This window comes from Pseudomonas sp. WC2401, from assembly GCF_041200115.1.
Taxonomy (GTDB): Bacteria; Pseudomonadota; Gammaproteobacteria; order Pseudomonadales; family Pseudomonadaceae; genus Aquipseudomonas; species Aquipseudomonas fragi.
This window is the reverse complement of the sequence record NZ_CP165623.1, coordinates 1,567,759-1,591,301: the sequence shown is the minus strand read 5'-3', so window position 1 is coordinate 1,591,301 and position 23,543 is coordinate 1,567,759. Positions and strand designations below refer to the sequence as shown.

General features: G+C 59.2%; 20 protein-coding genes. 8 read left to right on the top strand and 12 right to left on the bottom strand.

Going from position 1 to position 23,543, the window contains the following annotated elements; all coding sequences use genetic code 11:
- The 6 genes from AB3G35_RS07270 (at position 1) to AB3G35_RS07245 (ending at position 7,871) form a co-directional block, all read left to right on the top strand.
- The gene (locus AB3G35_RS07270; protein WP_369782429.1) at positions 1-1,395 is read left to right on the top strand and encodes an efflux transporter outer membrane subunit; all 1,395 of its coding nucleotides are present in this window, start codon (positions 1-3) and stop codon (positions 1,393-1,395) included.
- 14 nt (positions 1,396-1,409) lie between these two features.
- Entirely contained in the window at positions 1,410-2,921 is a 1,512-nt protein-coding gene (locus tag AB3G35_RS07265) for a PLP-dependent aminotransferase family protein (RefSeq protein ID WP_196883007.1), read from the top strand.
- A gap of 85 nt (positions 2,922-3,006) precedes the next feature.
- The gene (locus AB3G35_RS07260; RefSeq protein WP_203304443.1) at positions 3,007-3,591 is read left to right on the top strand and encodes a hypothetical protein; all 585 of its coding nucleotides are present in this window, start codon (positions 3,007-3,009) and stop codon (positions 3,589-3,591) included.
- Between the two features lie 59 nt (positions 3,592-3,650).
- Positions 3,651-4,949 (top strand): carbohydrate porin, encoded by a 1,299-nt coding sequence (locus tag AB3G35_RS07255; protein WP_106116739.1) that lies wholly within the window; start codon positions 3,651-3,653, stop codon positions 4,947-4,949.
- 77 nt (positions 4,950-5,026) lie between these two features.
- Positions 5,027-6,487 carry an amidase gene (locus tag AB3G35_RS07250; RefSeq protein ID WP_369782428.1) on the top strand — a complete coding sequence of 487 codons (1,461 nt, stop codon included), beginning with the start codon at positions 5,027-5,029 and terminating at the stop codon, positions 6,485-6,487.
- Between the two features lie 40 nt (positions 6,488-6,527).
- Positions 6,528-7,871 (top strand): MFS transporter, encoded by a 1,344-nt coding sequence (locus AB3G35_RS07245; RefSeq protein ID WP_106116784.1) that lies wholly within the window; start codon positions 6,528-6,530, stop codon positions 7,869-7,871.
- A 39-nt stretch (positions 7,872-7,910) separates the two neighbouring features.
- Here the strand turns inward: AB3G35_RS07245 and AB3G35_RS07240 are convergent, their stop codons facing one another.
- From AB3G35_RS07240 to hmpA, 12 genes are all read right to left on the bottom strand, one after another.
- Positions 7,911-9,200, bottom strand: a complete 1,290-nt coding sequence (locus tag AB3G35_RS07240; protein ID WP_369782426.1) for an efflux RND transporter periplasmic adaptor subunit — start codon at positions 9,198-9,200, stop codon at positions 7,911-7,913.
- Positions 9,187-10,668: a TolC family protein gene (locus AB3G35_RS07235; RefSeq protein ID WP_340078939.1), complete on the bottom strand. Its 1,482-nt coding sequence runs from the start codon at positions 10,666-10,668 to the stop codon at positions 9,187-9,189. Before AB3G35_RS07235 ends, AB3G35_RS07240 begins: the two co-directional genes overlap by 14 nt.
- Positions 10,658-11,845: an ABC transporter permease gene (locus AB3G35_RS07230; RefSeq protein ID WP_016779560.1), complete on the bottom strand. Its 1,188-nt coding sequence runs from the start codon at positions 11,843-11,845 to the stop codon at positions 10,658-10,660. Before AB3G35_RS07230 ends, AB3G35_RS07235 begins: the two co-directional genes overlap by 11 nt.
- Positions 11,845-12,621 carry an ABC transporter ATP-binding protein gene (locus tag AB3G35_RS07225; RefSeq protein ID WP_086795895.1) on the bottom strand — a complete coding sequence of 259 codons (777 nt, stop codon included), beginning with the start codon at positions 12,619-12,621 and terminating at the stop codon, positions 11,845-11,847. Before AB3G35_RS07225 ends, AB3G35_RS07230 begins: the two co-directional genes overlap by 1 nt.
- Before the next feature lie 24 nt (positions 12,622-12,645).
- On the bottom strand, positions 12,646-12,870 hold the full coding sequence (locus AB3G35_RS07220; RefSeq protein WP_369782425.1) for a hypothetical protein: 225 nt from the start codon (positions 12,868-12,870) through the stop codon (positions 12,646-12,648).
- A gap of 263 nt (positions 12,871-13,133) precedes the next feature.
- Complete coding sequence (gene cyoE, locus AB3G35_RS07215; protein ID WP_016779557.1) at positions 13,134-14,021, bottom strand: heme o synthase; 888 nt, start codon at positions 14,019-14,021, stop codon at positions 13,134-13,136.
- Between the two features lie 11 nt (positions 14,022-14,032).
- Positions 14,033-14,359: a cytochrome o ubiquinol oxidase subunit IV gene (gene cyoD / locus AB3G35_RS07210; RefSeq protein ID WP_016779556.1), complete on the bottom strand. Its 327-nt coding sequence runs from the start codon at positions 14,357-14,359 to the stop codon at positions 14,033-14,035.
- Positions 14,359-14,985: a cytochrome o ubiquinol oxidase subunit III gene (locus AB3G35_RS07205; protein ID WP_029611250.1), complete on the bottom strand. Its 627-nt coding sequence runs from the start codon at positions 14,983-14,985 to the stop codon at positions 14,359-14,361. Before AB3G35_RS07205 ends, cyoD begins: the two co-directional genes overlap by 1 nt.
- 3 nt (positions 14,986-14,988) lie before the next feature.
- On the bottom strand, positions 14,989-17,013 hold the full coding sequence (gene cyoB / locus AB3G35_RS07200) for a cytochrome o ubiquinol oxidase subunit I (RefSeq protein WP_016779554.1): 2,025 nt from the start codon (positions 17,011-17,013) through the stop codon (positions 14,989-14,991).
- Positions 17,014-17,016: 3 nt separating this feature from the next.
- Complete coding sequence (cyoA, locus tag AB3G35_RS07195) at positions 17,017-17,955, bottom strand: ubiquinol oxidase subunit II (protein ID WP_029611249.1); 939 nt, start codon at positions 17,953-17,955, stop codon at positions 17,017-17,019.
- 808 nt (positions 17,956-18,763) lie between these two features.
- Positions 18,764-19,273, bottom strand: coding sequence for a disulfide bond formation protein B (locus AB3G35_RS07190; RefSeq protein ID WP_169910864.1), 510 nt, complete (start codon positions 19,271-19,273; stop codon positions 18,764-18,766).
- Between the two features lie 251 nt (positions 19,274-19,524).
- Positions 19,525-20,697 carry an NO-inducible flavohemoprotein gene (gene hmpA / locus AB3G35_RS07185; protein ID WP_086795893.1) on the bottom strand — a complete coding sequence of 391 codons (1,173 nt, stop codon included), beginning with the start codon at positions 20,695-20,697 and terminating at the stop codon, positions 19,525-19,527.
- Positions 20,698-20,851: 154 nt separating this feature from the next.
- Between hmpA and norR the strand changes: the two genes are divergently transcribed.
- Entirely contained in the window at positions 20,852-22,399 is a 1,548-nt protein-coding gene (gene norR / locus AB3G35_RS07180; protein WP_169910866.1) for a nitric oxide reductase transcriptional regulator NorR, read from the top strand.
- 244 nt (positions 22,400-22,643) lie between these two features.
- Entirely contained in the window at positions 22,644-23,543 is a 900-nt protein-coding gene (locus tag AB3G35_RS07175; RefSeq protein ID WP_029611248.1) for a chemotaxis protein, read from the top strand.

The window sequence follows — 23,543 nt, the reverse complement described above, 5'->3', positions numbered from 1 at the left end:
ATGATCGCTTGCAAACCCTTGAGCCTGTTGTGCCCGTTGCTGCTGGTGGGCTGCACCCTGGGGCCGGACTACAACGCGGCGCCCGACAGCCAACTGCAAGGCAAGGCGTTTGCCCGTCAGGTAGCTGGCACACAGGCGCAAACCCCGCAGGTTGCCGACTGGTGGCGCGACCTGAATGACCCGGCCCTAGACCAACTGATCGACAGCGCGCTGGGCAACAGCCCCGACCTGCAAGCAGCGGCCGCACGCCTGCGCCAGGCCCGCGCCGGGCTGGCGGAAAAACGCAGCAACCTGCTGCCCAAAAGCTCGGCCACTGCGGCAGCGCTGTACACCGGTTCGGGAGACAGCCAGACCGATGCCACCCACCTGTACCTGAGCGGCTTTGACGCCAGTTGGGAGCTGGATATTTTCGGTGCCAGCCGCCGGGCGGTCGAGGCTGCCAATGCCGAAGCCGACGCGGTGCAGGCCGACATGGCCGATGCCCATGTGCAACTGGCCGCCGAAGTGGGCCAGGCCTATATCGGTCTGCGCGACCAGCAACAACGCCTGCGCATCGCCCGCCAGTCCGAGCAGCTTGAACGCCAGTTGCTGGACTTTACCGAGCAACGACTGGCCCAGGGTACCGCCTCGGAACTGGACCGCGAACGCATCGCCACCCAGGTCGAAACCACCCGCGCCGCGTCCATCGCCCTGGAGCTTGAAGTGGTCGAATCCCTCGACGAACTGGCCCTGCTCAGTGGCCTGGAACCCGGTGCCCTCGACACCCGGTTAGGCCGCGACACGCCGCTGCCGACACTGCCCGCAACCGTCAATATCGGCGACCCGGCGCAGTTGCTGCAACAGCGCCCCGACATCCGCGCCGCAGAGCGCCGGCTGGCCTCCAGTACGGCGCAAATTGGCGAACACAAGGCAGCCGCCTTCCCCAAGGTCAGCCTGTTCGGCTCTTTGAGTTTCAGCGCCAGCGCTCCGGGCCACCTGTTGCGCAAGGACAACTTCAGCGCACTGGGGGTGCCGTACTTGCAATGGAACTGGCTGGATTTTGGCCGTGTGCAGGCCCAGGTCAAACAGGCTGAAGCCGGCCGCGACGAAGCCCTGGCCAAATACCGCAGCAGCGTGCTCAACGCCCTGCGCGATGCCGATGTGGCGCTGGCCCGTTACGGCAATGAGCGCCAGCGCCGAGCCACCCTGGGCCGGGTCGAAACCAGCGCCGTACGCGCATCGGCCCTGACCGAACAACGCTACCGCGCCGGTACCAGCAGCGTGCTCGACTGGCTGGATGCCGAACGCACCCGCTACCGCGCCGAACAGGACCGGGTTCACAGTGACGGTCAGTTGATCAAGGACTACATAGCCCTGCAAAAGAGTCTTGGGTTAGGGTGGCGCTCCCCGACCTGACTCCCGGATAACCCATGCGCTCCAGCCAGCACGATTTGATGTGGCGCCAGCTGCTGCCCAAAGTGCGCAAGCACGATGAGCCGCTGCAGGTGCAACTGTGTACGGCGTTTGTCACGGCCATGCTCGACGGGCGTTTGCCCGGCGGTACGCGGCTGCCGTCGAGCCGTGATCTGGCAATGCTGACCGGGGTTTCGCGCAACACCGCGGTACTGGTCTACGAACGGTTGGTGGCCGAAGGGTATGTGGATTCGCGGCCCCGTGACGGCTTTTTTGTTGGCGCCGCCATCACTCCCACCCAGGACACCCGGCCGCTGCCCGAGCACCCCGCGCAGCCACCTGACTGGGCATCGCGCATGCACCTGCCGCGTAACCCGGTGGTATTTATGGACCGCCCGCCCACCTGGCGCGAAGTGCGCTATCCGTTTATTTACGGGCAGTTCGACCCACGGCAGTTCCCCCTCACGCAATGGCGCCAGTGCAGCCGCCAGGCACTGGAATTGAAAGCCGTGGATCGCTGGTGGCAGGAAGGCGAAAACGTTGGTGCCAGCCAGTTGATCGACCAACTGATTCGCCGTGTGTTGCCGCGCCGCGGAATTGCGGCCACCCACGATCAAGTGCTGCTGACCCTGGGCCGCCAGCAAAGTTTTTACTTGTTGGCGCGCCTGTTTGCCCGCCCCGGCAGCGTGGTTGGCGTTGAAGAACCGGGCTTTCGCGACCCGCGCAATGCCTTTGCCCACGACGGTGCGCAAATAGTCTCGTTGCCTGTCGACGAACACGGGTTACAGATATCACCGGCACTGGCGGCTTGCGATTACCTGTATTGCACTCCCGGTTATCAGTGCCCCACCGGAGTGACCATGAGCCTGGGGCGGCGCCAGGCATTGCTTGACCATGCGCAAGTGCACGACCAAGTGATTTTCGAGGACGATGACGACCCCGAAACCGAATACGACGGCCGCGCCCTGCCAGCGCTCAAGGCCACTGATCCGGGGGAGCGGGTGATCTACCTCAGCAGTTTGTCCAAGTTGCTGTCGCCGGGGCTGGGCATCGGCTTCATCGTCGCCCCGGCGCCGGTCATCGAACAACTGCGCCAGCTGCAACGGCTGATGATTCGCCAGATCCCGGGCAACAACCAGATCACCGCCGCGCTGTTTATCCAGCAGGGCCACTACGACCGGCTGCTGCAACAGGCCCGGGAAAAACTGCAACTGCGTGCAGCAGCAATGGCCACGGCCTTGCGTGAAGTACTGCCGGATGCCGATTTCGTCATGCCCAGCGGCGGTGCCACGCTGTGGCTACAACTGGCGGGCCAACACGACCTGCTGAGCTTGTATTACGCGGGGCTGGCCAAGGGCGTGCTGTTTGACCCCAGCAGTGCGTTTTGTGCCGAACCCGACACCCTGTCCCGGCCTTGCCTGCGCCTGGGGTTTGGCTCCATCGCCCAGGAACTGATCGCCCCCGGCATTCGCGAGCTGGGGCTGGTAATCAACGCCCACGCAAAACGACCTGCGGTTGTGCGCGGCTAAGCCATTTGCCCCACAACAGCGCCTGCATTGCCCCTGCACCACATTCCCCTGTGGGAGTGGGCTTGCTCGCGATGCAGGCAACACGGTGCATCTGGCCAACCGCAGTGACCCCATCGCGGGCAAGCCCGGCTCCCACAACCCCTGCACCACATTCCCCTGTGGGAGCGGGCTTGCTCGCGATGCAGGCAACACGGTGCATCTGGCAAACCGCAGTGACCCCATCGCGGGCAAGCCCGGCTCCCACAACCCCTGCACCACCTTCCCCTGTGGGAGCGGGCTTGCTCGCGATGCAGGCAACACGGTGCATCTGGCAAACCGCAGTGACCCCATCGCGGGCAAGCCCGGCTCCCACAACACCTGCGCCACATTCCCCTGTGGGAGCGGGCTTGCTCGCGATGCAGGCAACACGGTGCATCTGGCCAACCGCAGTGACCCCATCGCGGGCAAGCCCGGCTCCCACAACACCTGCGCCACATTCCCCTGTGGGAGCGGGCTTGCTCGCGATGCAGGCAACACGGTGCATCTGGCCAACCGCAGTGATCCCATCGCGGGCAAGCCCGGCTCCCACAAGCCCGGCTCCCACACGGTAGTCGCACGACCAGCCCCTGGCCCTATCGATAGTCCCCGCTGGCCCCATTCGCTGGTCACGGATATGCAGTACTACTGCTGACCACCAAAGCACTTGGCGTCGTCCTGAAAACAAAACGTTAAGGATGGGAAACTCTCACTATGTTTTACGCAAAGTATCCGTTAGCCGTCAGCCTTGCCGCCTTCGCTTTCACCCAGCATGCGCTGGCAGCCGACACGCCCGCTGCCCCCGAATGTGCCCAGTATGAAAAGCTGCTGACCCGCGCCGAACTGGCCTTCAAGAACGTGCCTATTTGCGCGCGGATCAAGCCCGACCTGTGGGGGCTGCGCAAGGAGCTGGCCGAGCATGGCATCGGTTTTACCGCCACCTCCTATAACGGCTACACCTATGACGTATTGGGCAACAACGCCAGAAAGCAGGTGTATAACGGCCAGAACCCCAGCTATAACACCTCGCTCAACCTGTACCTGACCTACGACCTGACCCGCATCGGTTTTGCCAATGACGCGCAACTGACACTGGCCGGCAACTGGGTGGACTCGACCTACACCCCGGCCAATCCGCGGGTCAAAACCGTGTCGGTATTCGCCATCAACCAGTCCTTTTTCAATCACCAGCTGGAACTGGAATACGGCTTTATCCCCGGCGTGCGCCTGTTCTACGGCATGGCACTGGGCGGCAGCGCCTCGACCGCCGCCCTGGGCCCGAGCAGCGTGGTGCCGTTCCAGGTCGGCATGTCGGCCACCGAACCGACGCCCACCGTCAACGTGATCGTGCGTGACCCGTCGCTGCGCTTCTACAACAGCACCGCCCTGACCCGCAGCGTCAGCCCCGAAGGCATCCAGAAGGACGTCGACCTCAACCCCAGCGGCCTGCGCCTCAAGGTGCCCGATGCCCGCGCCATGCTGATCAACGAGTTCGGCTACAAGCAGGCGCCGTCGGCCAACTCCAACGCCATGTGGCTGCGCGCAGGCGCCATGTACAACACCAGCCACTACACCGAATTCACCACCGGCGAGAAATCGGACAACAACTACGGCGTGTACCTGGCCGAAACCGTGCAGGTAACCAAGCCCTACGGCGATGCCCGCGGCTGGTACCTGGACAGCAAACTCGATTACTCGCCGGACTCGGTCAACGCCATCAACAAGGCCTTCCAGGTCAGTGCCTTCAATGTCGGCCCCTTTGCCAGCCGCCCGGCCGACATGGCCGCCGTGGGCCTGACCAAGAGTTATTACAGCAAGGATCTGCGTGACGTCACCAGGAGCTACGGCCTGGAAGCAGCGCCCTACACCCTGGCGGTCACCGCTTCATATGCCGCCCGCCTGATCCCCGGCGTGTACTTGATCAGCGGCCTGACCTACACCAAAAATCCGGTGTTCACGCCCATCCATTCCGACGCCCTGTTGCTGCAGGAATCGCTGAACTTCCTGTTTTAAAGCGCCAGCCCCCAACCGTTATAGCCGTCACCTGGCCCTTTGCAGCGCAGCCCAGGTGCTAATGCGAGGTCGTACACATGAGCGATGAACGTTATCAACTGTCCACCAATGACTACCTGGCGCTGGATGCCACGGCCATGGCCGATGCGGTCAAAACCGGCGAGCTGACCACCCGCATGCTGCTCAGCGCCGCCCAGGCGCGCTGCGATGCGGTCAACCCGCAGATCAATGCCGTGAACATGCGCCACGACGAACATGCCGACAGCGTACTGCGCGCCCGCCACCATGCTGGCAGCGAACAACTGGGAGCACTGGCCGGCGTGCCGATGCTGCTCAAGGACTTGAACACTTACCTGACCGGCACGACCACCACCAACGGCTCGCGCATGCTTGCCGACGCGCCGCCGGCAACGCGCAACAGCACCATCGTGCAGCGCTACGAGGCCGCCGGAATGCTGATTTTCGGCAAGACCACCAGCCCCGAATACGGCCTGACCACCACCACCGAGTCCTCACTGTGGGGCCAGACGCGCAACCCGTGGAACCTGGCCCACAGCGCTGGCGGCTCATCGGGTGGTGCAGCGGCAGCGGTGGCCGCCGGTATCGTGCCCGTGGCCCATGCCACCGACGGCGGCGGCTCGATCCGCATTCCGGCGTCGTATTGCGGCCTGTTTGGTCTCAAGCCCACGCGCTATCGCACCCCGCAAGGCCCGGATACCTTCGAAGGCTGGTTCGGCGCCAGCTGCGGCCATGTTGTGTCACGCAGCGTGCGCGACTCGGCTTTGCTCCTGGACGTCAGCCACGGCCATGAAAAAGGCAGCCCCTACTGGCTCGCGCCACAGGCCGGGACCTTCAGCGAGGCGGTGCGCCGCAGCCCCGGTTCATTGCGCATCGGCGTGGTCGAGCAAGCCATGACCGGCGTGGAACTGGACGCCGATATCCGCAGCGTTTTGCACACAACTGTTGATCTGCTGTTGGGCCTCGGACACCGGGTCGACCCCGTGACCCTGCCCGTCGACCCGCAGCAGGTCTACGGCGCTCACGGGGCCGTTGGCGCGGCCGCGTTGCTGGCCGCCGTGCGTGATCGCGAAACCGTCCTGGGCCGTCCGTTGCATGACGACGAACTGGAGCCCGTCAGCCGTTATCTGGTGAACAACGCCGCATCCGCGACCGCCGAAAACCTGTACCGTGCCCGACGCAGTTTCGAGTTGATCGGCAGCCGCATGGAACACCTGTTCGACGACTATGACCTGCTGCTCAGCCCGGTCACCTCGCAGGTCACCCCCGAGCTGGAAGTGGCCAGCCTGGCTCAGGATTACCCGCACTACATCCAGGGCGTCGTCGGCAGCATCGGCTACAGCGTGCTGGCCAATGTCAGCGGCCAACCGTCCATGTCGGTGCCGCTGGGCACCAGCCGCGAAGGCCTGCCCATCGGCATGATGTTCAGCGCCGGCTGGTGCCGTGAGGACCTGTTGTTCCAATTGGCCGGGCAACTCGAGCAGGCCAGCCCCTGGGCTGATCGACGCGCACCGCTGTAAGCCACGCAACCAATGAACATTGCTCGATGGGATTGAAATGATGAACACCCACATCTCTGGATTTCGCCGTCATTACACCTTGTTTGTGTTGTTCCTGATTTCGGCGGTCAGCCTGATCGACCGCCAGGTCATGGGCGTTGTGATTGAGCCGATCAAAGCCGAGTTTCACGTTTCCGACACCCAGATCGGCCTGCTGACGGGGTTGGCCTTTGCCCTGGTCTACTGCCTGTTTGCGATCCCCTTGGGGCGGTTTGCCGACCGTGGCCACCGGCGCAACCTGATCGGCTGGTGCTGCGCATTCTGGAGCGTGATGGCCATGCTCTGCGGCTTTGCCAGTAACTTCTGGACCCTGGCCCTGGCGCGTATTGGCGTGGCGGTGGGGGAATCGGGCAGCGGTGCGGCGTCGATGTCGATGATCGCCGACCTCTACCCGCCCCATCAGCGCTCCAAGGCCATCAGTGTATTTATGCTCGGAGCCCCTATCGGCGCACTGCTGGGCATGAGCCTGGGCGCCTATATCGCTTACTACCACGGCTGGCGCGAAGCCTTTATCTGGATGGCGTTGCCGGGCATCGCTGCCGCGCTGTTACTGCGGTTTACGGCTGCCGAACCCTTGCGCGGTCTATGGGAAAAAGCCCGCGAGGCGCGCCCTGCCGTACCCCATGAAAGCGTGATGCAAGTGATGCGCGTGGCCTGGGAGTCGAAGACCTTTGTGCGCATAGCCATAGCCGGCGCGCTGCTGGCGTTTGCCAGTTATGCGTTCAGTATCTGGAGCACGGCGTTCCTGGTGCGCAGCCACGGGCTAACGCTCAAGGATGCGGGCATCATCATGGGCCTGGCGGCTGGCCCGGGGGCCATTATCGGTTCACTGTCCAGCGGCTGGCTGAGTGCCCATCTGGCCCGGCGCGACAGCCGCTGGCAATTGGGCGTGCCTATTGTCGGCGCATTGCTGGCACTGCCGATGTCGATGGCCTTCGCGCTGTACCCGGCCGGTCATCCCTGGACGCTGGGTGCGCTGCAAGTACCACAGGCCACGGTATTCATGTTCGGCATGTCGGTATTCGGCATGTGGTGGATGGCACCAAGCTACACCGCCATTGCCCAACTGGTAGTACCTGAGCGCCGCGCAACCATGATCGCCCTCTATAACTTCGGGATCATGGCCATCGGTGCGGGTTTCGGGCCGCTGGCCGTGGGCGTGCTGAGCGACCACCTGACCCCGCTAATGGGCGTCAATGCCTTGCGCTGGTCACTGGTGATCTGCTCCGGCGGTTACCTGCTGGCGAGCGGGTTATTGTTCAGTGTGCTGCGCCCTTACGGGGTGGCGGCCGGGCTGGCCAATGTGTTGCCAGTGTTACCGGCGGGCAAGCTGCGCACGGCGTGATGCGCCGGTGGGAGCGGGTAACCCCGCTCCTGCAAGTGACTACCTGACACGAACAAACCCCGAAGTCACACCGAACACTTCAACGCCTTGGACGGTGGACTGGCCTGTGGTCACGGCTCGACGCACAACCGGGGCGTCAAGCCCGTCGCGGTGCTCTACAAACAGCGTGTCACCGTCCTTCACTATGGCCGCATGGGGGATGATGAAACTGCTGTCGTTGCTATAGGTCACAATCGTCATATGCACACTCATGCCCAACCTGACACTCTGGAGATCATTGTCTGACGTTGAGGTCAGCGTGACGGTGATCGGAAACCTTGCTGCAGCACCGGCATTTTCATCCTGAATGGCAAGTTGACTGATGGCGCTTATAAAACCGCCTAATGGCTGACCCGAAAAACCATCACCGGAGATGATGACTGGCTGGTTCAGGGAGAACTTGCCCACATCGACTTCCGAGACCTGGGCTACCACTTTGAGTCCTTCCATATTGGCCAGCTTGAGCACCTGCAAGCCCTGGGTAAAAGAAGCGCCCTGTTGCAGCACCCCGGCTTCTGCTCCCGTTGCCTGCGGCGTTCCCACAGAAAGAACAACACCAGAAAACGGCGCATAGAGCGTTTTCTTTTCCAGCAATTGGCTTAGTTGCTCGTGGATAACCGAAGCATTCATGTACTCCATATCTGCAATCGTGCGGGCCTCTCCAACACCGACAGCCAGCACATTTTCGAGTTCGGCCTGAGCGGCCACCAGCTCAAGTGATTGCAGGTAGCGTTGCTGCTCCAGGGTGTCGCGCTCGTTACGGGGGACGATGCCTTTTTGATACAACGCCTCAACGTTCGAATACTCCAACTCAAGATTTTGCATGCTCAACTCGGCAACCCTGAGCGCCTGCTTCGCTCGCCTCACATCAGGGCCTGTAGCCCAGCGGCGGTAAGACTCAACGTTCTGCTGCGCCTTCAACTTGTTAGCCAGTGCATCCCTGATCTTGATTTCAAGCAACGCAGGATCAAATGACAACAAGGCCTGTCCTTTCTCGACTTGCATGCCCGGAGTCAACTCGTTGGCCAGAACAGAACCTTCAAAAGGCGCATTGATAATGACGGCGTCCATTGGTTCTATTTTTCCCACCAGACCGATTTCATGCTCCAGCTTCTGGCGGGTGACAGACACCCACGAAGATTCGTCGTCAGGTGCCTTCGGCAGGCAAAACAACAACAACAACAACAACAACAGCGCGACAACCACCAGGCCAACGCCAACCAGGTATTTCCATCGCCCCGAGCGCGCGCCAAGTGTTCGCAGACATGTGCCGCCTTTAAAAGGGTTCAAGGGAAATCTCCCAGTGTTCCAACATCACCCCCAACAGCTGGTCCAGCTGCGCCCTGGCGTCCAGATATGACATCTGCGCATTCAGGTTGGAATCTTCAGCCGCCCGCAAGTCCGCTTCAAAGCTGATAATTTGAAAATTGGTGGATCGCCCGGCATTCAGCTTTTCTGTTTCAATGGCCAGCTTTCGTTTAGACAGATCAATGACGCGCTGCGAAATTTCGAGCTGGCGCCACAAAGTGTCCAAACCTCGGATCGCGTCAGTGATTCGGGTTTTCAACTCAAGCAGCGCCTGTTCCTCAAGCAACTTTTGCTGCTCAAGCAGCGTTTGAGCATGAACCTCGCCTTGCTTGCTGCTGCGATCACCAATGGGGATCTCCAGCTTCAAACCCGTGTAGCTGTCCCATGCGCGGTTGGCGCCCGTGCTGCCGCGCTGTTCATTCAACTGGTTGACACCGGCCTCCAGGGACAAGTCCCAGCGAGACTTGTCCTGGGCAAGCAACAGGTTCAGAGCGGCCTGTTCACTCTGCAACAACGTCGACAGGAACTGCGGTTGATTGGCTTGGGCCAGCCTTAACGCGGTGTCCTGATCGATTTCAAGCCTGACCACCTTCAGGCTGTCACTGGCACGGATCGGCGTAGACAGGTCAAGGGCCAGCAACTTGAGCAACAGCAATCGACTGGCCTGCTGCTGGTTTTTTGCTTCTTCTACTGCCAATTCCTGTGTCGCGATGTCAGCCTCAATCTGCACAGCATCAAATTTGGCGACGCGGCCTGACGCGATCAGCAACCCGTTGACCGCCAGCAGCGAAACGGCTCGTTTATGTGCATTCGTAGCAAGGACTACCTGGTTCTGGGACTTCATCAGGGCACGATAGGCCGAGACTATTTGGTACAGGGTTTCAGAGACGCTGGACTTCACGTTCAGTTTGTTGACTTGCTCAGTCAAATGGGCGAGCCGCAAGGGCGCCGAAGTCACCTCTTTACCTGCCCCCCTGAGTAAAGGTTGAATGACCGTCAGCCCCAGCCCCTCGCTGTTTAGCTCGCCCGTTTTTTTAGTGGTACTGAACCGCTGGTTCCAACCGAGTTCAACGTTGGTTCCATACTCGCCCAACAGATTCACCGCAGGCGCAATACGGGTCGTGCGACTACGGTCGGCACTGCCCCTGGCCAGCCGGTGTTCACCACTGAGTTTCAATTTGGGGTTGAACATGCCTTCAGTGACATACAGATCGAACTTCTCCCTTGCACGCTGGAGTTTGAGGCTTCTGATGTTGTAGTTACGCCGCAAGCCCAGCGACACAGCTTCATTCAACGACATATCCATTGAATGCTGGCTCAACGACGCCCCCTGTGACTCTGTAAAGCGGGAGGCACTGCCTTGAACCTGGCTGACAGCCGCAATAGTGAGGTCTGAAATCAACACCGCATAACATGCGCCACTGACCAGTGCTGAGCATTTAATAAACACGCAGTGCCTCGACGGGGGTCAACCGAGAGGCGGCCAGGGCGGGCTTCAATCCTGACAAAACCCCTACCAGTAACGTACTGCCAACCCCCAAGGGGATGGACACCATCGACAACTCGAATGTCCATTGCGAGATCACGGCATAAAGCCAGGCCAGCACTATTCCCAAGCACGCTCCCGACAGGGCACCCATTGCACTCAAGGCAAGTGCCTCAATAAGGAAAAGATTGCGTATATCCTGCCCGCGCGCACCAATGGCCATACGCAAGCCTATTTCGTTGCGCCGTTCGCAGACGTTCATGTACATAACATTCATGACTGCAACGCCAGCCCCAACCAGAGTAATGACGCCCAATGCCAGCAACAGATATTCAAACGTCTTGTTCTGTCGCGCCATCGCGTCGATCATTTGTTGCGGCACTGTCATTTCCACGCGGCGTGTTTTAAATGCGTGGCTCAAGCCTTCAAATACCCGGGAAGCGCCTTCGCTACTGTCAAGCGGGGGCAGAACACGCGCCAGTACCGTGCTGACATTGCTACTTTGAGCCACACGCGCCAGGGCCGCGAACGGCATAAATACCGAGTGATCGGTCAAGACGGGGCTGATCATCGACGCCTCGGCTGGCTGCAAAACACCTGCAACCCTGAATAAATAAGTGTTGATTCTCACCCACTCTCCCGGCTCAACAGCAATACCGCGATCACCCAGTGACGTGGCCACCGCGTGCCCCAACACGACAACATTTTCAGCAGTGTCCAAAGCATGCAAGAAGCGCCCACGCCTTATTGGCAACTTCAGGATTGAAGTGACCGCTGGTTCAACACCTACCGCCCGCGCATCAACCGGGTGATGATTGAAAGTCAATTTGACTGAAACTTGCGCAACCGGGGAAATCACCAGGCCGGGCAGGTTCAATGAACGTATTTTCTCGACCTCTGTCGATAACAAGGAATCGTCAACACCCCGATCGTTGTTCAGACTCGCAACAAGGGTATCGACGCCCATGTCATGAAATATCCGAGTGGCCTCTTGCCCGGCGTTAAAACCGATATTAAGGATGGCGACAATCGAGGCACTGCCAATGACAATTCCCAGCAACGCCAACACCGTGCGCTTGCCCAATGTCCGAAAAGTGTCAATCGCATCCCCCACCACTTGTCTTGACCCTGCCAGACGCATCACGCTTGCAGTTCCTCAACGAGGCCGTTATGCACTACAAACTGGCGCTGCATTCTCTGAGCAACACTCATGTCGTGGGTCACAATCAATAACGTCACGCCCTGCTCTTTCTGAATCGACAACAACAGGTCCAGGATGTCGCCTGACGACTGGCTATCCAGGCTTCCAGTCGGCTCATCCGCCAAAATCAGCGAAGGCTGCCCTACCAGAGCACGGGCAATGGCCACTCGTTGTTTTTGCCCACCAGACAGCTCGGCGGGTTTATAACTGGCGCGGTGGGCCATCCCAACACGCTGCAACTCGGACATGGCGCGTTTCAGAGAGCATGCGCGATCGAGACCACGGTAACGAAGCGGCAAGGCAACGTTTTCAATAACATTCAAGCGCGGTATCAAATTGAAATGCTGAAAGACAAAACCCATTGTCATTTTTCGAAGTGTTGCCAGTTCATCACTCCGGGCTTTCGCAACCGGGCGCCCCATAAACACATATTCCCCGGCATCGGCAAAATCCAGCAGGCCGATAATATTCAGCAGTGTGCTTTTACCTGAACCTGACTGACCGATAATGGCGCAGCTTTGCCCTGCGCCAACCTCAAAGGTCACCCCGGCGATAATGGAATGGGGCTGACCTTCATGACGGTAATATTTGCTGACTCCTTTCAGTGAGACACAGATCAAATCGTGCACGAAGCCATTAACTCCCACCTTGTTGCGACACACTCTTTCTTGCTGGCAATAGTCCAGCAAGAAAGAGCCCATCAGCAAAACCAACACTACATCATGCTCAAGACAATCTATTCAGAACCCCAACCTTTCAGTCCAGCACGTTGGGGCTGCACCCATTTTGTCCAAAACAAACTCATATGACGTTTCCGCCTTGGCGTTGCCGATGCCGATGCCGATGCCCATATTGGTGCGACTCAGCCCAAGTTCGTGCCATTGGCCGTCCTGAATCTTGTTGTTTGTGGAATACACCATGTCCTTACGGTCGAACTTGGGGGCTCTACCCGCATTCAGGTTCACCTTGGCCTTGTTTGCGCCTTGTTGACCGGGCGTTTTTTAATAAAACTTTCTGCACAACATGCTCCTGATTTTTACTTGCCCGATACTCAATAAATTGAATTCGGCGGGCATATTGGATCACCGGGAAATTTTAAATAATGCAGGGTTATCCCCTCAGACTATGTAGGAAATGACTACGCACTCCACTTGCCACACAACAAATCACAAACAAAAAAAACCCCGCGCTTCTTTCGAAGGCGGGGTTTTTTTCGGGTCTGGCTAAATCAATGCGCGTAAGTCAGCAACAACTCGGCAGGCGCTTTGAAATCCAGGGACATCATGACGCTCAGGGCGGTGATGGTGAAGATCGAGAACACGAACAGCTTGCGTGCCCAGACCTTGTCGTCGACGGCCTTGTAGCCCGTCCACGCCATGTACAGCCAGTACATGCCCATCGCAGCTGCCACGGCCATGTAGCTCATGCCGGCGTAACCGCCGAGGGTGAGCATCAGGGTCGCGATCAGGAACGCGAGGATGTAGAGCAGGATGTGCTTCTTGGCAACCTTGATCCCGCGCTTCACTGGCAACACCGGAATCGATGCGGCCAGGTAATCGTTGAAGCGGAAGATCGCGATGGCGTAGGAATGCGGCATCTGCCACAGGCTGAACATCACCAGCAGGGTCAAAGCGGCCATGTCGAAGCTGTTGCTCACAGCTACATAGCCGATGACCGGCGGCATCGCACCCGACAGACTGCCAATCAGCGTGCCGTGAACCGACTTGCGCTTGAAGTACAGGCTGTACAGACCGACGTAGATCACGAAGCCGATCGCGGCGAACAGTGCCGCCAGCGGGTTGGCCACGCGATACAGCAGGTACAGGCCGGCGCCCCCCAGCAAGGTGGCGTAAACCAGTGCCACCTTGAGGGAGATCAGGCCTTGAACCAGTACGCGGTTCTTGGTGCGGTCCATCTTGATGTCAATGTCGCGGTCGATGCAGTTGTTGAACACACAACCGGACGCTACCACCAGGGAGGTGCCGATTACCGCGGCCAGGAACAGGGCAAGATCGAAATGCCCCTTCGAGGCCAGGAAGAACCCGCCTGCCACAGAAAGCACGTTACCGAAAATGATCCCCGGTTTGGTGATTTGGATAAAGTGCTTGAAGGACATCGGGTCTTACCTCACTTCGCCATCATTTCAGTGTGGATGCTGAACATGATCCACAGGGACAAGCCCACCAGCAGCACAATTACCAGCGCAGCAAATACCAGCGCGGTGACGTTGTTGCGTTGTGCAGGCGAGCGGTCCAGGTGCAGGAAGTACACCAGGTGAACAACCACTTGCACCACGGCGAACAACAGCACGATCGCCAGGGTGGTGAATTTGGGCAGCGATGGGTACATCACCAGCCCGAACGGAATAACGGTCAGGATCACCGACAGGATGAAGCCGATCGCGTAGGACTTCACGCTGCCGTGGTTGGCGCCGTCGGAATGTGCGTTAGCCATTACAAAGTCCCCATCAGGTAAACAACGGTGAATACGCAGATCCAGACCACGTCCAGGAAGTGCCAGAACAGGCTCAGGCAGCTCAGGCGGGTCTTGTTGGTCGAGGTCAGGCCGTTTTTCTGCACCTGGTACATCATGATCGCCATCCAGATCAGACCGCTGGTCACGTGCAGACCGTGGGTACCGACCAGGGTGAAGAAGCCAGACAGGAAGCCCGAACGGCTAGGGCCGTAGCCCTCGGAGATCAACAGGTGGAACTCGTTGATTTCCATGGCGATGAAGCCTGCACCAAGCAGGAACGTCATGCCCAGCCAGAACAGCACCTGCTGTTTCTTGCCCTTGAACAACGCCAGCATGGCGAAGCCGTAGGTGATCGAGCTGAACAGCAACAGGGCGGTTTCACCCAGTACATAAGGCAGTTCGAAGATGTCGTGGCCCGACGGGCCACCTGCAACGTTGTTCACCAATACCGCGTATACCGCGAAGATCGACGCAAACAAGATGCAGTCGGTCATCAGGTAGAGCCAGAAACCGAATACGGTAGTCTCGCCCGAGTCGTGGTGATGGTCGTCGTGCCCATGGTCATGACCATGAGCGTGTCCAGCAGTGGTCGCTAAGTTCGACATGGTTTAAGCCTGTTCCAACTTGGTTTCAACACGAGTAGCCGGGATTGCTTTGGCGGCTACCAGACGCTTGTGCTGCTCGGCCTCGATGCGTTCGATAGTCTCTACCGGCACCATGTAGCCCTGGTCGTCACGTGCAGCGTGAGCCACGAAGACCACGACGGTGCCAACCAGACCAACGATGGCCAGCCACCAGATGTGCCAGATCATTGCAAAACCGAAGACGGTCAGCAGTGCACCCATGTACACACCCGTTGCCGTGTTGTTCGGCATGTGGATCGGCTCGTACTTGGCCGGAGCCTGGTACGCAGTACCGTTTTCCTTGGCTTCGGTGAACGGGTCGATACCGTCGACTTTTGGCAGTACAGCGAAGTTGTAGAACGGTGGTGGCGACGAAGTCGACCATTCCAGCGTGTGTGCATTCCAAGGATCGCCGAATTCGCAGGCGTTCTCTGGCTTGTTACGGTCACGGATACTGACGTACAGCTGGATCAGCTGGCTGGCGATACCGCAAGCGATCAGGATTGCGCCGAACAGGGCAACGTACAGGTAAGGCACCCACTCAGGGTTGGTGCTGGCGTTCAGACGACGGGTCATGCCCATGAAGCCCAGTGCATAGAGCGGCATGAAGGCGATGAAGAAGCCGACGATCCAGAACCAGAACGCTGCCTTGCCCCACTTCTCGTTCAACTTGAAGCCGAACGCTTTAGGGAAGTAGAAGCTGAAGCCTGCGATGTAACCGAATACTGCGCCGCCGATGATCACGTTATGGAAGTGAGCAATAACGAACAGGCTGTTGTGCAGTACGAAGTCAGCACCCGGGATGGCCAGCAGTACGCCAGTCATGCCGCCGATGGCGAAGGTCACCATAAAGCCCAGGGTCCACAGAACCTGGCTGGTGAAGCGCAGACGGCCCTGGTAGATGGTGAACAGCCAGTTGAACAGCTTCACACCCGTCGGGATGGAAATCAGCATCGTCGCCAGACCGAAGAAGGCGTTGACGCTTGCACCCGAACCCATGGTGAAGAAGTGGTGCAGCCAAACCATGAAGCCCAGTACCGAGATCGCGCCGGAGGCGTAGACCATCGAGTGGTGACCGAACAGACGCTTGCCGGTGAACGTGGAGATCACTTCGGAGAAGATACCGAACGCCGGCAGAATGAGGATGTAAACCTCAGGGTGACCCCACGCCCAGAACAGGTTGACGTACATCATTGGATTGCCACCAAGTTCATTGGTGAAAATGTGGAAATCCATGTAACGGTCAAGTGTCAGCAGTGCCAGGGTAGCGGTCAGGATCGGGAACGAAGCCACGATCAGGACGTTTGCCCAGGTGCAGGTCCAGGTGAAGATCGGCATGTCCATCAGTTTCATGCCAGGGGCACGCATCTTCAGAACAGTCGCCAGGAAGTTGACCCCGGTTAACGTCGTACCTAACCCCGATAGCTGTAGAGCCCAGATGTAGTAATCCATCCCCACGCCCGGACTGTACTGCAAGCCCGACAGCGGCGGATAAGCAACCCAACCGGTCTTGGCGAACTCGCCGACGCCCAGCGACAGGTTGACCAGCACAACGCCGGATACCAGCAGCCAGAAGCTCAGGGAGTTCAGGAACGGGTAGGCCACGTCACGGGCGCCGATCTGCAGCGGCACTGCAAGGTTCATCAGGCCGGTGAAGAATGGCATCGCCATGAAGATGATCATGATCACACCGTGAGCGGTGAAGATCTGGTCATAGTGTTCAGGTGGCAGGTAGCCAGGCGAACCCTCGGTGGCCATGGCCAGCTGGGTACGCATCATCACGGCGTCGGCAAAGCCGCGCAGCAGCATGATCATGGCGACGATGATGTACATCACGCCGATTTTCTTGTGGTCGACTGACGTTAGCCATTCGGTCCACAGGTAGGTCCACTTCTTGAAGTAGGTGATTGCTGCAAACAGTGCCAGACCACCCAGCGCGATCATGGCGATGGTCACCATCACGATCGGCTCGTGGAACGGGACCGCTTCCCAACTTAATTTACCAAACATCGTTTACTCCTCTGCCCCGGCAGCTGAATGCTCACTCGTGTCCGCCACGTCGTTCCCGGCCACTTCTTTCTTCTCGTGCTTCACCGGTTTGCCTGGTGTCATACCTTCGTACTTGTCGACGATTTTCTGAAACAGGTTCGGTGTGTACGAGGAGAACAGCTCAACGGGATTGTTCTGACTGGATACGGACAAGGCGGCATAAGCAGCTTCATCAAGCTGTTTAGGTGACGCTTTGACTTCACTTACCCAGGCATCAAAGTCAGCCTGAGAAGTCGCGATCGCTTTGAATTTCATGCCAGTGAAACCGGCACCGCTGTAGTTGGCAGAGATGCCTTCCATTTCAGCGTTGCGGTTGGCAATCAGGTGCAGCTTGGTCGTCATGCCGGCCATGGCGTAGATCTGACCGCCCAGGCCTGGAATGAAGAACGAGTTCATGACCGTGTCAGAGGTGATACGGAAATTGACCGGGGTGTTGGCCGGGAACACGATCTTGTTGACGGTGGCGATACCCTGTTCCGGGTAGATGAACATCCACTTCCAGTCCATTGCCACCACTTCGATGGTAATCGGCTTGACGTCAGACTCGAGCGGACGATACGGGTCCAGCGCGTGGGTCGACTTGTAGGTGATCACGCCCAGGGCGATGATGATCAGAATTGGCACAGTCCAGATCACGACTTCGATCTTGGTGGAGTGCGACCACTTTGGTGTGTAGGTAGCGCTGGTGTTCGACGCGCGATATTTCCACGCAAATACCAGGGTCATAATGATGACCGGCACCACGACCAGAAGCATCAGCAGTGTTGCAGTGATGATCAGATTCCGCTCTTCGATCCCGACCTGCCCCACCGGATCGAGCAATGTCATGTTGCAACCTCCCAGCAACAACGTGCCGAAAAGTGGCAATAAGCCAAGGAGTCTGGGGTACCTTTTTTTAGTCATCTCACGACCTCTAAAACAGCTTGCACAATGCAGTTGGTTTTTTTCGCCAACACTTCGCCCTGCCAAGGGTTGGCTCTTTTCCGGAATTGAATGAAAGCCTGCTCTATCACCATCAGGCGAACGGGCAAATTCCGGGTTAGCAGTGATTTCTTATTCGATACGTGGTCAATGGCCTTGTCACAGACCAATTCCATTTGGTGCGGAACTTAGAAGGGTTGCCAGTACCTGGGAGTCGCATGGGACGCCTGTATTGAACAACCCAGTCGGCCTTCAACTTCCCGCTTGGGCTCAGGGATGAGCAGGCTGGACGTTCAGTGCGGGCGATTGTAGTTAGGTAGCTCTCTATAAACCACGTCTCATTCGGAAATAATTCTTCTCGGCCACGGTAACAATCCCCACCTATTATTACGCCCCGCGTTGAAACGCCCCTCAAAATCAGGGCTGTAGCACGCCACAACCCCTCAATCAGAACGCCCCTTTTTAGCGCATCCCGCCTCCCCCCGAACCCGCTTAAACGCCCAAATAAAAAGGGCTTGAGCCAATTTGCATGGAGTCTCTCCAGGCACTTTTCAACCCTCCCCCCAGCGTCAAAATACCTCAGGCATGTTACACAAAGTCATACCTTTAAAAGACCGCTTGTCAGACAAAGGCACGGCCTGCGACACGCCATCCGTGACAATATGTCGCAGTGTCGCACACCCATTTTCGACGCTCGGCTCACACCCTCTTTACATTTATGTACGGACAAAAAAACGCCCCGCACATCCAGAAGAAGAACGAGGCCGCCTGAACACAATTTAGCCGTTGCTCAGCTCGATTTGCTCCGGTTGCGATAGATGCCCAGCGGCACCAGCACGGCGGTCAGCACAAAGGCCACCAGCGCCCACTGCGCCAGCGACAGGCCGAGTACCGGCGGGTAGGGCGTTGAGCAAAAGCCGTCGACCTGAAATCCCAAAGGGAAGATCGCCGCCAGCGGCAGGCCGTCGACAATCGGCTGCAAGGCATCAAGACCGCAGCTTACTGCCGGATTGGCGAGGATATACACATGACGCGCGGCAGCAATGATGCCGCCAATGGCGCTCAGCACCACCAGCACTTCACATACCGTAAGGCTGCGCCGGCTCGGCATGGCCGCACCGATAAAAGCAAAGATGGCGATCAGCAACAGGGCATAGCGTTGCAGGATACACAGTGGGCACGGTGCTTCACCGAGCACGATCTGCATATAGAGTGCACCGCCAATCAGCGCCAGGCAGATCAGCCCGAGCAGGACCAGGAAGCGCTTCTCCCGACCCAGTTGCAACATGTCATTGGTCATCCCGCGTCCCTTAGCCTGTTTATGTGTAAGGCGTACAGTTTACACCCAGACCGGATGCCTGGATGTATCTGAACGTTACAGGGAAAGTGTCGCAGGGGGATTAATGGGGGATTAAACGATGCAACAACTTCGGCCATGCACCACCTGTGGGAGCCGGGCTTGCCCGCGATGGCATCGACATGGCCTGCCTGACAGGCCGCGTGGTCTGCATCGCGAGCAAGCCCGCTCCCACCTATCCCCGCGAATAAGCCTTAGTTCAGCTCTGCCGCCGGGCCAAAGAACTCGTAGCGGCTTTGCTGCTCCGGCACACCCAGGGCTTTGAGGTGGCGCTTGACCGCGCCCATAAAGCCTTTTGGCCCCAGGAAGTAGGCATCCAGGTCACGCTCTTGCGGCAACCATTGTGCCAGCACGTCCTCTGTTAAAAGGCCTACATGATTTGCAGATTCGCCCTGCTCGTCGTAGCAGTAAAAACGCTGCAGTTGTGGGTGCTGGGCAGCCAGTTCATCGACCCAGGTGCGGAAGGCATGTACATCGGCATTACGGGCACAGTGGATAAAATGGATCGGGCGCTTTGTCGCCAGCGCCGCTTCAAGCATCGCCAGCGTCGGGGTAATACCCACGCCACCGCTGATCAGCACCAGCGGTTTGTCGCTGTCAGTCAGGGTGAACTCGCCTGCAGGCGGGAACAGCTCCAGGGTGTCGCCCACATTCAAACGGTCATGCAGGAAGTTTGACACCACCCCACCTTTCTCGCGCTTGACGCTGATCCGGTAGCGCCCGACTTGGGCCAGTGCGGACAGGGAGTAGTTGCGGCGCACTTCTTCACCATCGATCATCATTTTCAGGCCGATATACTGGCCCGGGGCGAAATCGAGAATCGGCTGCTGGTCGACCGGGCGGAAGTAAAAGGAGGTGATTTCAGCGCTTTCTTCGACCTTGGCTGCCAGTTTGAATTCACGCCCGCCACGCCAGCCACCCGGAGCCGCCGCTTTTTCGTCGTAAATGGCCGCTTCGGCACCAATCAGGATATCGGCCAGCTGGTTATAGGCTGCGCCCCAGGCACTGAGCACTTGCGGGGTGGCGATGTCGCTGCCCAGCACTTCCTCGATGGCCCGCAACAGGCAGCTGCCGACAATCGGGTAGTGTTCGGGAAGGATTTGCAGCGCAACATGCTTGTTGATGATCCTGGCTACCAAGTCGCCCAACTGGTCGAGCTGATCGATATGCCGCGCATACATCAGCACACCGGTGGCCAGTGCCCGCGGCTGGTCGCCGCTGGCCTGGTTGGCCGGGTTGAACAATGAGCGCACTTGCGGGTATTCCGAGAGCATCATGCGATAGAAGTGTGTGATCAGCCCTTCACCGCCGCTTTCCAGCAGTGGCACGGTGGATTTTACGATGGCACGATCCTGAGCAGTAAGCATAAGGGTGACTCCTGAGCACGTAGGCTTTAACAATTACCTTTTACATATCAGTTTCCGTGCCAACTATTTAAGCCTTTAAAAACAAGTACTTAAATAATATATAGTCATTATGACTCATGCTGACTTATAGTCTTAAAGACTACACGAGGTCAAAATGACTGCAAAACTGCTGCTGACCACCCTACTGCCGCTGGTGGACGATCTGTCCCGCGACCTGCCCGAGAGCGAACGCTATCGGCGCCTGCTGCATGCCTTGCGCACACTGCTGCCCTGCGACGCCGCAGCCCTGCTGCGACTGGACGGCGAATGGCTGGTGCCGCTGGCCGTCGACGGCTTGAGCCTGGATACCTTGGGGCGACGCTTCAAAGTCAGCGAGCACCCGCGCTTTCAGGCGTTGCTCGCCAGCCCCGGGCCCACGCGCTTCCCCAGCAACTGCGAGCTGCCTGACCCCTATGATGGCCTGGTCGACGGGCTGGCCGAGCACCTGGAGGTCCACGACTGCATGGGCTGCCCGCTGTTTGTCGAAGAGCGCCCCTGGGGCCTGCTGACCCTCGACGCACTGGACTCCAAACGCTTCGAACCGGTCTCGCTGGACGACCTGCAGGCCTTTGCCAGCCTGGCCGCGGCCACGGTCAATGTGGCCCAGCGGATCGAGCGCCTGGCGTTGCGGGTTGAGGATGAACGACAAAAAGCCGAACTCTATCGACAGGCCAACGATTCGCCCAACAAGGAGCTGATTGGCCAGAGCAAGGTGCATAAACGCCTGCTTGAAGAAATCGCCCTGGTGGGTGGCAGTGACCTGACGGTCTTGATTACCGGCGAAACCGGGGTCGGCAAGGAGCTGGTGGCCCAGGCCATTCATGCCGCCTCGCCACGCGCGGACAAACCGCTGATCAGCCTCAACTGCGCGGCCCTGCCCGACACCTTGGTGGAGAGCGAGCTGTTCGGCCATGTGCGCGGCGCCTTTACCGGCGCCACCCAGGATCGACGCGGCAAGTTCGAGCTGGCCAATGGCGGTACGCTGTTTCTCGACGAGGTGGGCGAGCTGTCGCTGACCGTGCAGGCCAAGTTGCTGCGGGTGCTGCAAAGCGGGCAGTTACAGCGCTTGGGCTCGGACCAGGAACACCGGGTTGATGTGCGCCTGATCGCGGCCACCAACCGCGATCTGGCCGAAGAAGTGCGCAGCGGCCGTTACCGGGCCGACTTCTACCATCGCTTGAGCGTATACCCGCTCAGGGTGCCGGCCTTGCGTGAACGCGGCCGCGATGTGCTGTTGTTGAGCGGTTTTTTCCTGGAGCAGAACCGCTCGCGCATGGGCCTGGGCAGCTTGCGCCTGAGCCCAGACGCGCAAGCGGCGCTGGTGCAGTATTCGTGGCCGGGCAATGTTCGCGAGCTGGAGCACCTGATTGGCCGCAGCGCCCTTAAAGCGCTGGGCAATTGCAGCACGCGGCCACGTATTTTGACCCTGACGGCGGCGGATCTGGACTTGCCGACCTCCAGCGCCAGCGCTGCGGTGATCGAGCCCCAGAGCGTGCCGGACGCCATGGGCGACTTGCGCCAGGCCACCGAAAACTACCAGCGCCAATTGATCAGCGCCTGCCTCGAACGCCATCAGCACAACTGGGCCAGTGCGGCACGGGAGCTGGGGCTGGATCGGGCGAATCTGGGGCGCATGGCCAAGCGCCTGGGCCTGAAACCCTGATCCCGTAGCAGCTGCCGAGGAACGCAGGCTGCGTCCGGCGGCGCAGCCGTCGTGAAATCAGACTCTGTGGTGTGCCAGTCAAAACCGACTCTCAGGGTTTACGACGGCTACGTCGGGGTGCCGCATCACGCCGAACGCAGCCTCGCAGGCTCGGCAGCTGCTACAAGGGGATTTATGCCGGCCGGTTAAAGCCCCTCCTATTCACGCCGATAACCCTGTATCGCTCCCACCACAGAAGATTTTTATGTCATCGAACAATGCCCGCGCAGATTCACTCTCCCTCCTGCTCTTCACTCTGCGCAGCGGCAAGTTGTTGGCGATCAACCTGCTCAAGGTCAGCGAAATCATTCCCTGCCCGCCACTGACCAAAATGCCCGAATCCCACCCCAACGTGAAAGGCATCGCGGTGTTGCGCGGCGCATCACTGTCGGTGATCGACCTGAGCCGTGCCATTGGCGAGCAACCGCTGCTCGATCCCGATGGCGGCTGCCTGATCGTCACCGATGTCAGCCGTTCCAAGCAGGGGCTGCATGTGCAGGCCGTCAGCAAAATCGTGCACTGCCTGAGCACCGATATCCGTCCACCACCCTACGGCTCCGGCAAGCGCTCCTACATCACCGGCGTAACCCAGGTCGACGGCGTACTGGTACAGGTGCTGGATATCGAGAAAGTCATCCACGGCATCGCCCCGGCGAAAGTTGAAAGCACTGGCGAAACCCTCAGCAAGGAAGAGTCAAAGTTGCTGGCCAATGCCCGCATTCTGGTGGTCGATGACAGCCAGGTAGCGCTGCAGCAGTCGGTAATTACCCTGCGCAACCTGGGCCTGCACTGCCACACCGCGCGCAGCGCCAAGGAAGCCATCGAACGCTTGCTGGAGCTGCAAGGCACACCGGATCAGATCAACGTGCTGGTGTCGGATATCGAAATGTCAGAGATGGACGGCTACGCCTTTACCCGCACCGTGCGTGACACTCCGGACTTTGCCCACCTGTATGTACTGCTGCACACCTCGTTGAACAGCGCGATGAACAGCGAAAAAGCGCGTCTGGCCGGGGCCAATGCGGTGTTGACCAAGTTCTCTTCGCCGGAGCTGACCCAGTGCCTGATCCTCGCCGCGCGCACGGTGGCCGAGCAAGGTTTCTGA

Coding starts and splice junctions, on each gene's coding strand:
- AB3G35_RS07190 (WP_169910864.1), bottom strand. CDS start 19,273: ATGACCAATGACATGTTGCAACTGGGTCGGGAGAAGCGCTTCCTGGTC.
- AB3G35_RS07230 (WP_016779560.1), bottom strand. CDS start 11,845: ATGCGTCTGGCAGGGTCAAGACAAGTGGTGGGGGATGCGATTGACACT.
- AB3G35_RS07265 (WP_196883007.1), top strand. CDS start 1,410: ATGCGCTCCAGCCAGCACGATTTGATGTGGCGCCAGCTGCTGCCCAAA.
- cyoA (WP_029611249.1), bottom strand. CDS start 17,955: ATGACTAAAAAAAGGTACCCCAGACTCCTTGGCTTATTGCCACTTTTC.
- norR (WP_169910866.1), top strand. CDS start 20,852: ATGACTGCAAAACTGCTGCTGACCACCCTACTGCCGCTGGTGGACGAT.
- AB3G35_RS07175 (WP_029611248.1), top strand. CDS start 22,644: ATGTCATCGAACAATGCCCGCGCAGATTCACTCTCCCTCCTGCTCTTC.
- AB3G35_RS07270 (WP_369782429.1), top strand. CDS start 1: ATGATCGCTTGCAAACCCTTGAGCCTGTTGTGCCCGTTGCTGCTGGTG.
- cyoB (WP_016779554.1), bottom strand. CDS start 17,013: ATGTTTGGTAAATTAAGTTGGGAAGCGGTCCCGTTCCACGAGCCGATC.
- hmpA (WP_086795893.1), bottom strand. CDS start 20,697: ATGCTTACTGCTCAGGATCGTGCCATCGTAAAATCCACCGTGCCACTG.
- AB3G35_RS07205 (WP_029611250.1), bottom strand. CDS start 14,985: ATGTCGAACTTAGCGACCACTGCTGGACACGCTCATGGTCATGACCAT.
- AB3G35_RS07245 (WP_106116784.1), top strand. CDS start 6,528: ATGAACACCCACATCTCTGGATTTCGCCGTCATTACACCTTGTTTGTG.
- cyoD (WP_016779556.1), bottom strand. CDS start 14,359: ATGGCTAACGCACATTCCGACGGCGCCAACCACGGCAGCGTGAAGTCC.
- AB3G35_RS07250 (WP_369782428.1), top strand. CDS start 5,027: ATGAGCGATGAACGTTATCAACTGTCCACCAATGACTACCTGGCGCTG.
- AB3G35_RS07255 (WP_106116739.1), top strand. CDS start 3,651: ATGTTTTACGCAAAGTATCCGTTAGCCGTCAGCCTTGCCGCCTTCGCT.
- cyoE (WP_016779557.1), bottom strand. CDS start 14,021: ATGTCCTTCAAGCACTTTATCCAAATCACCAAACCGGGGATCATTTTC.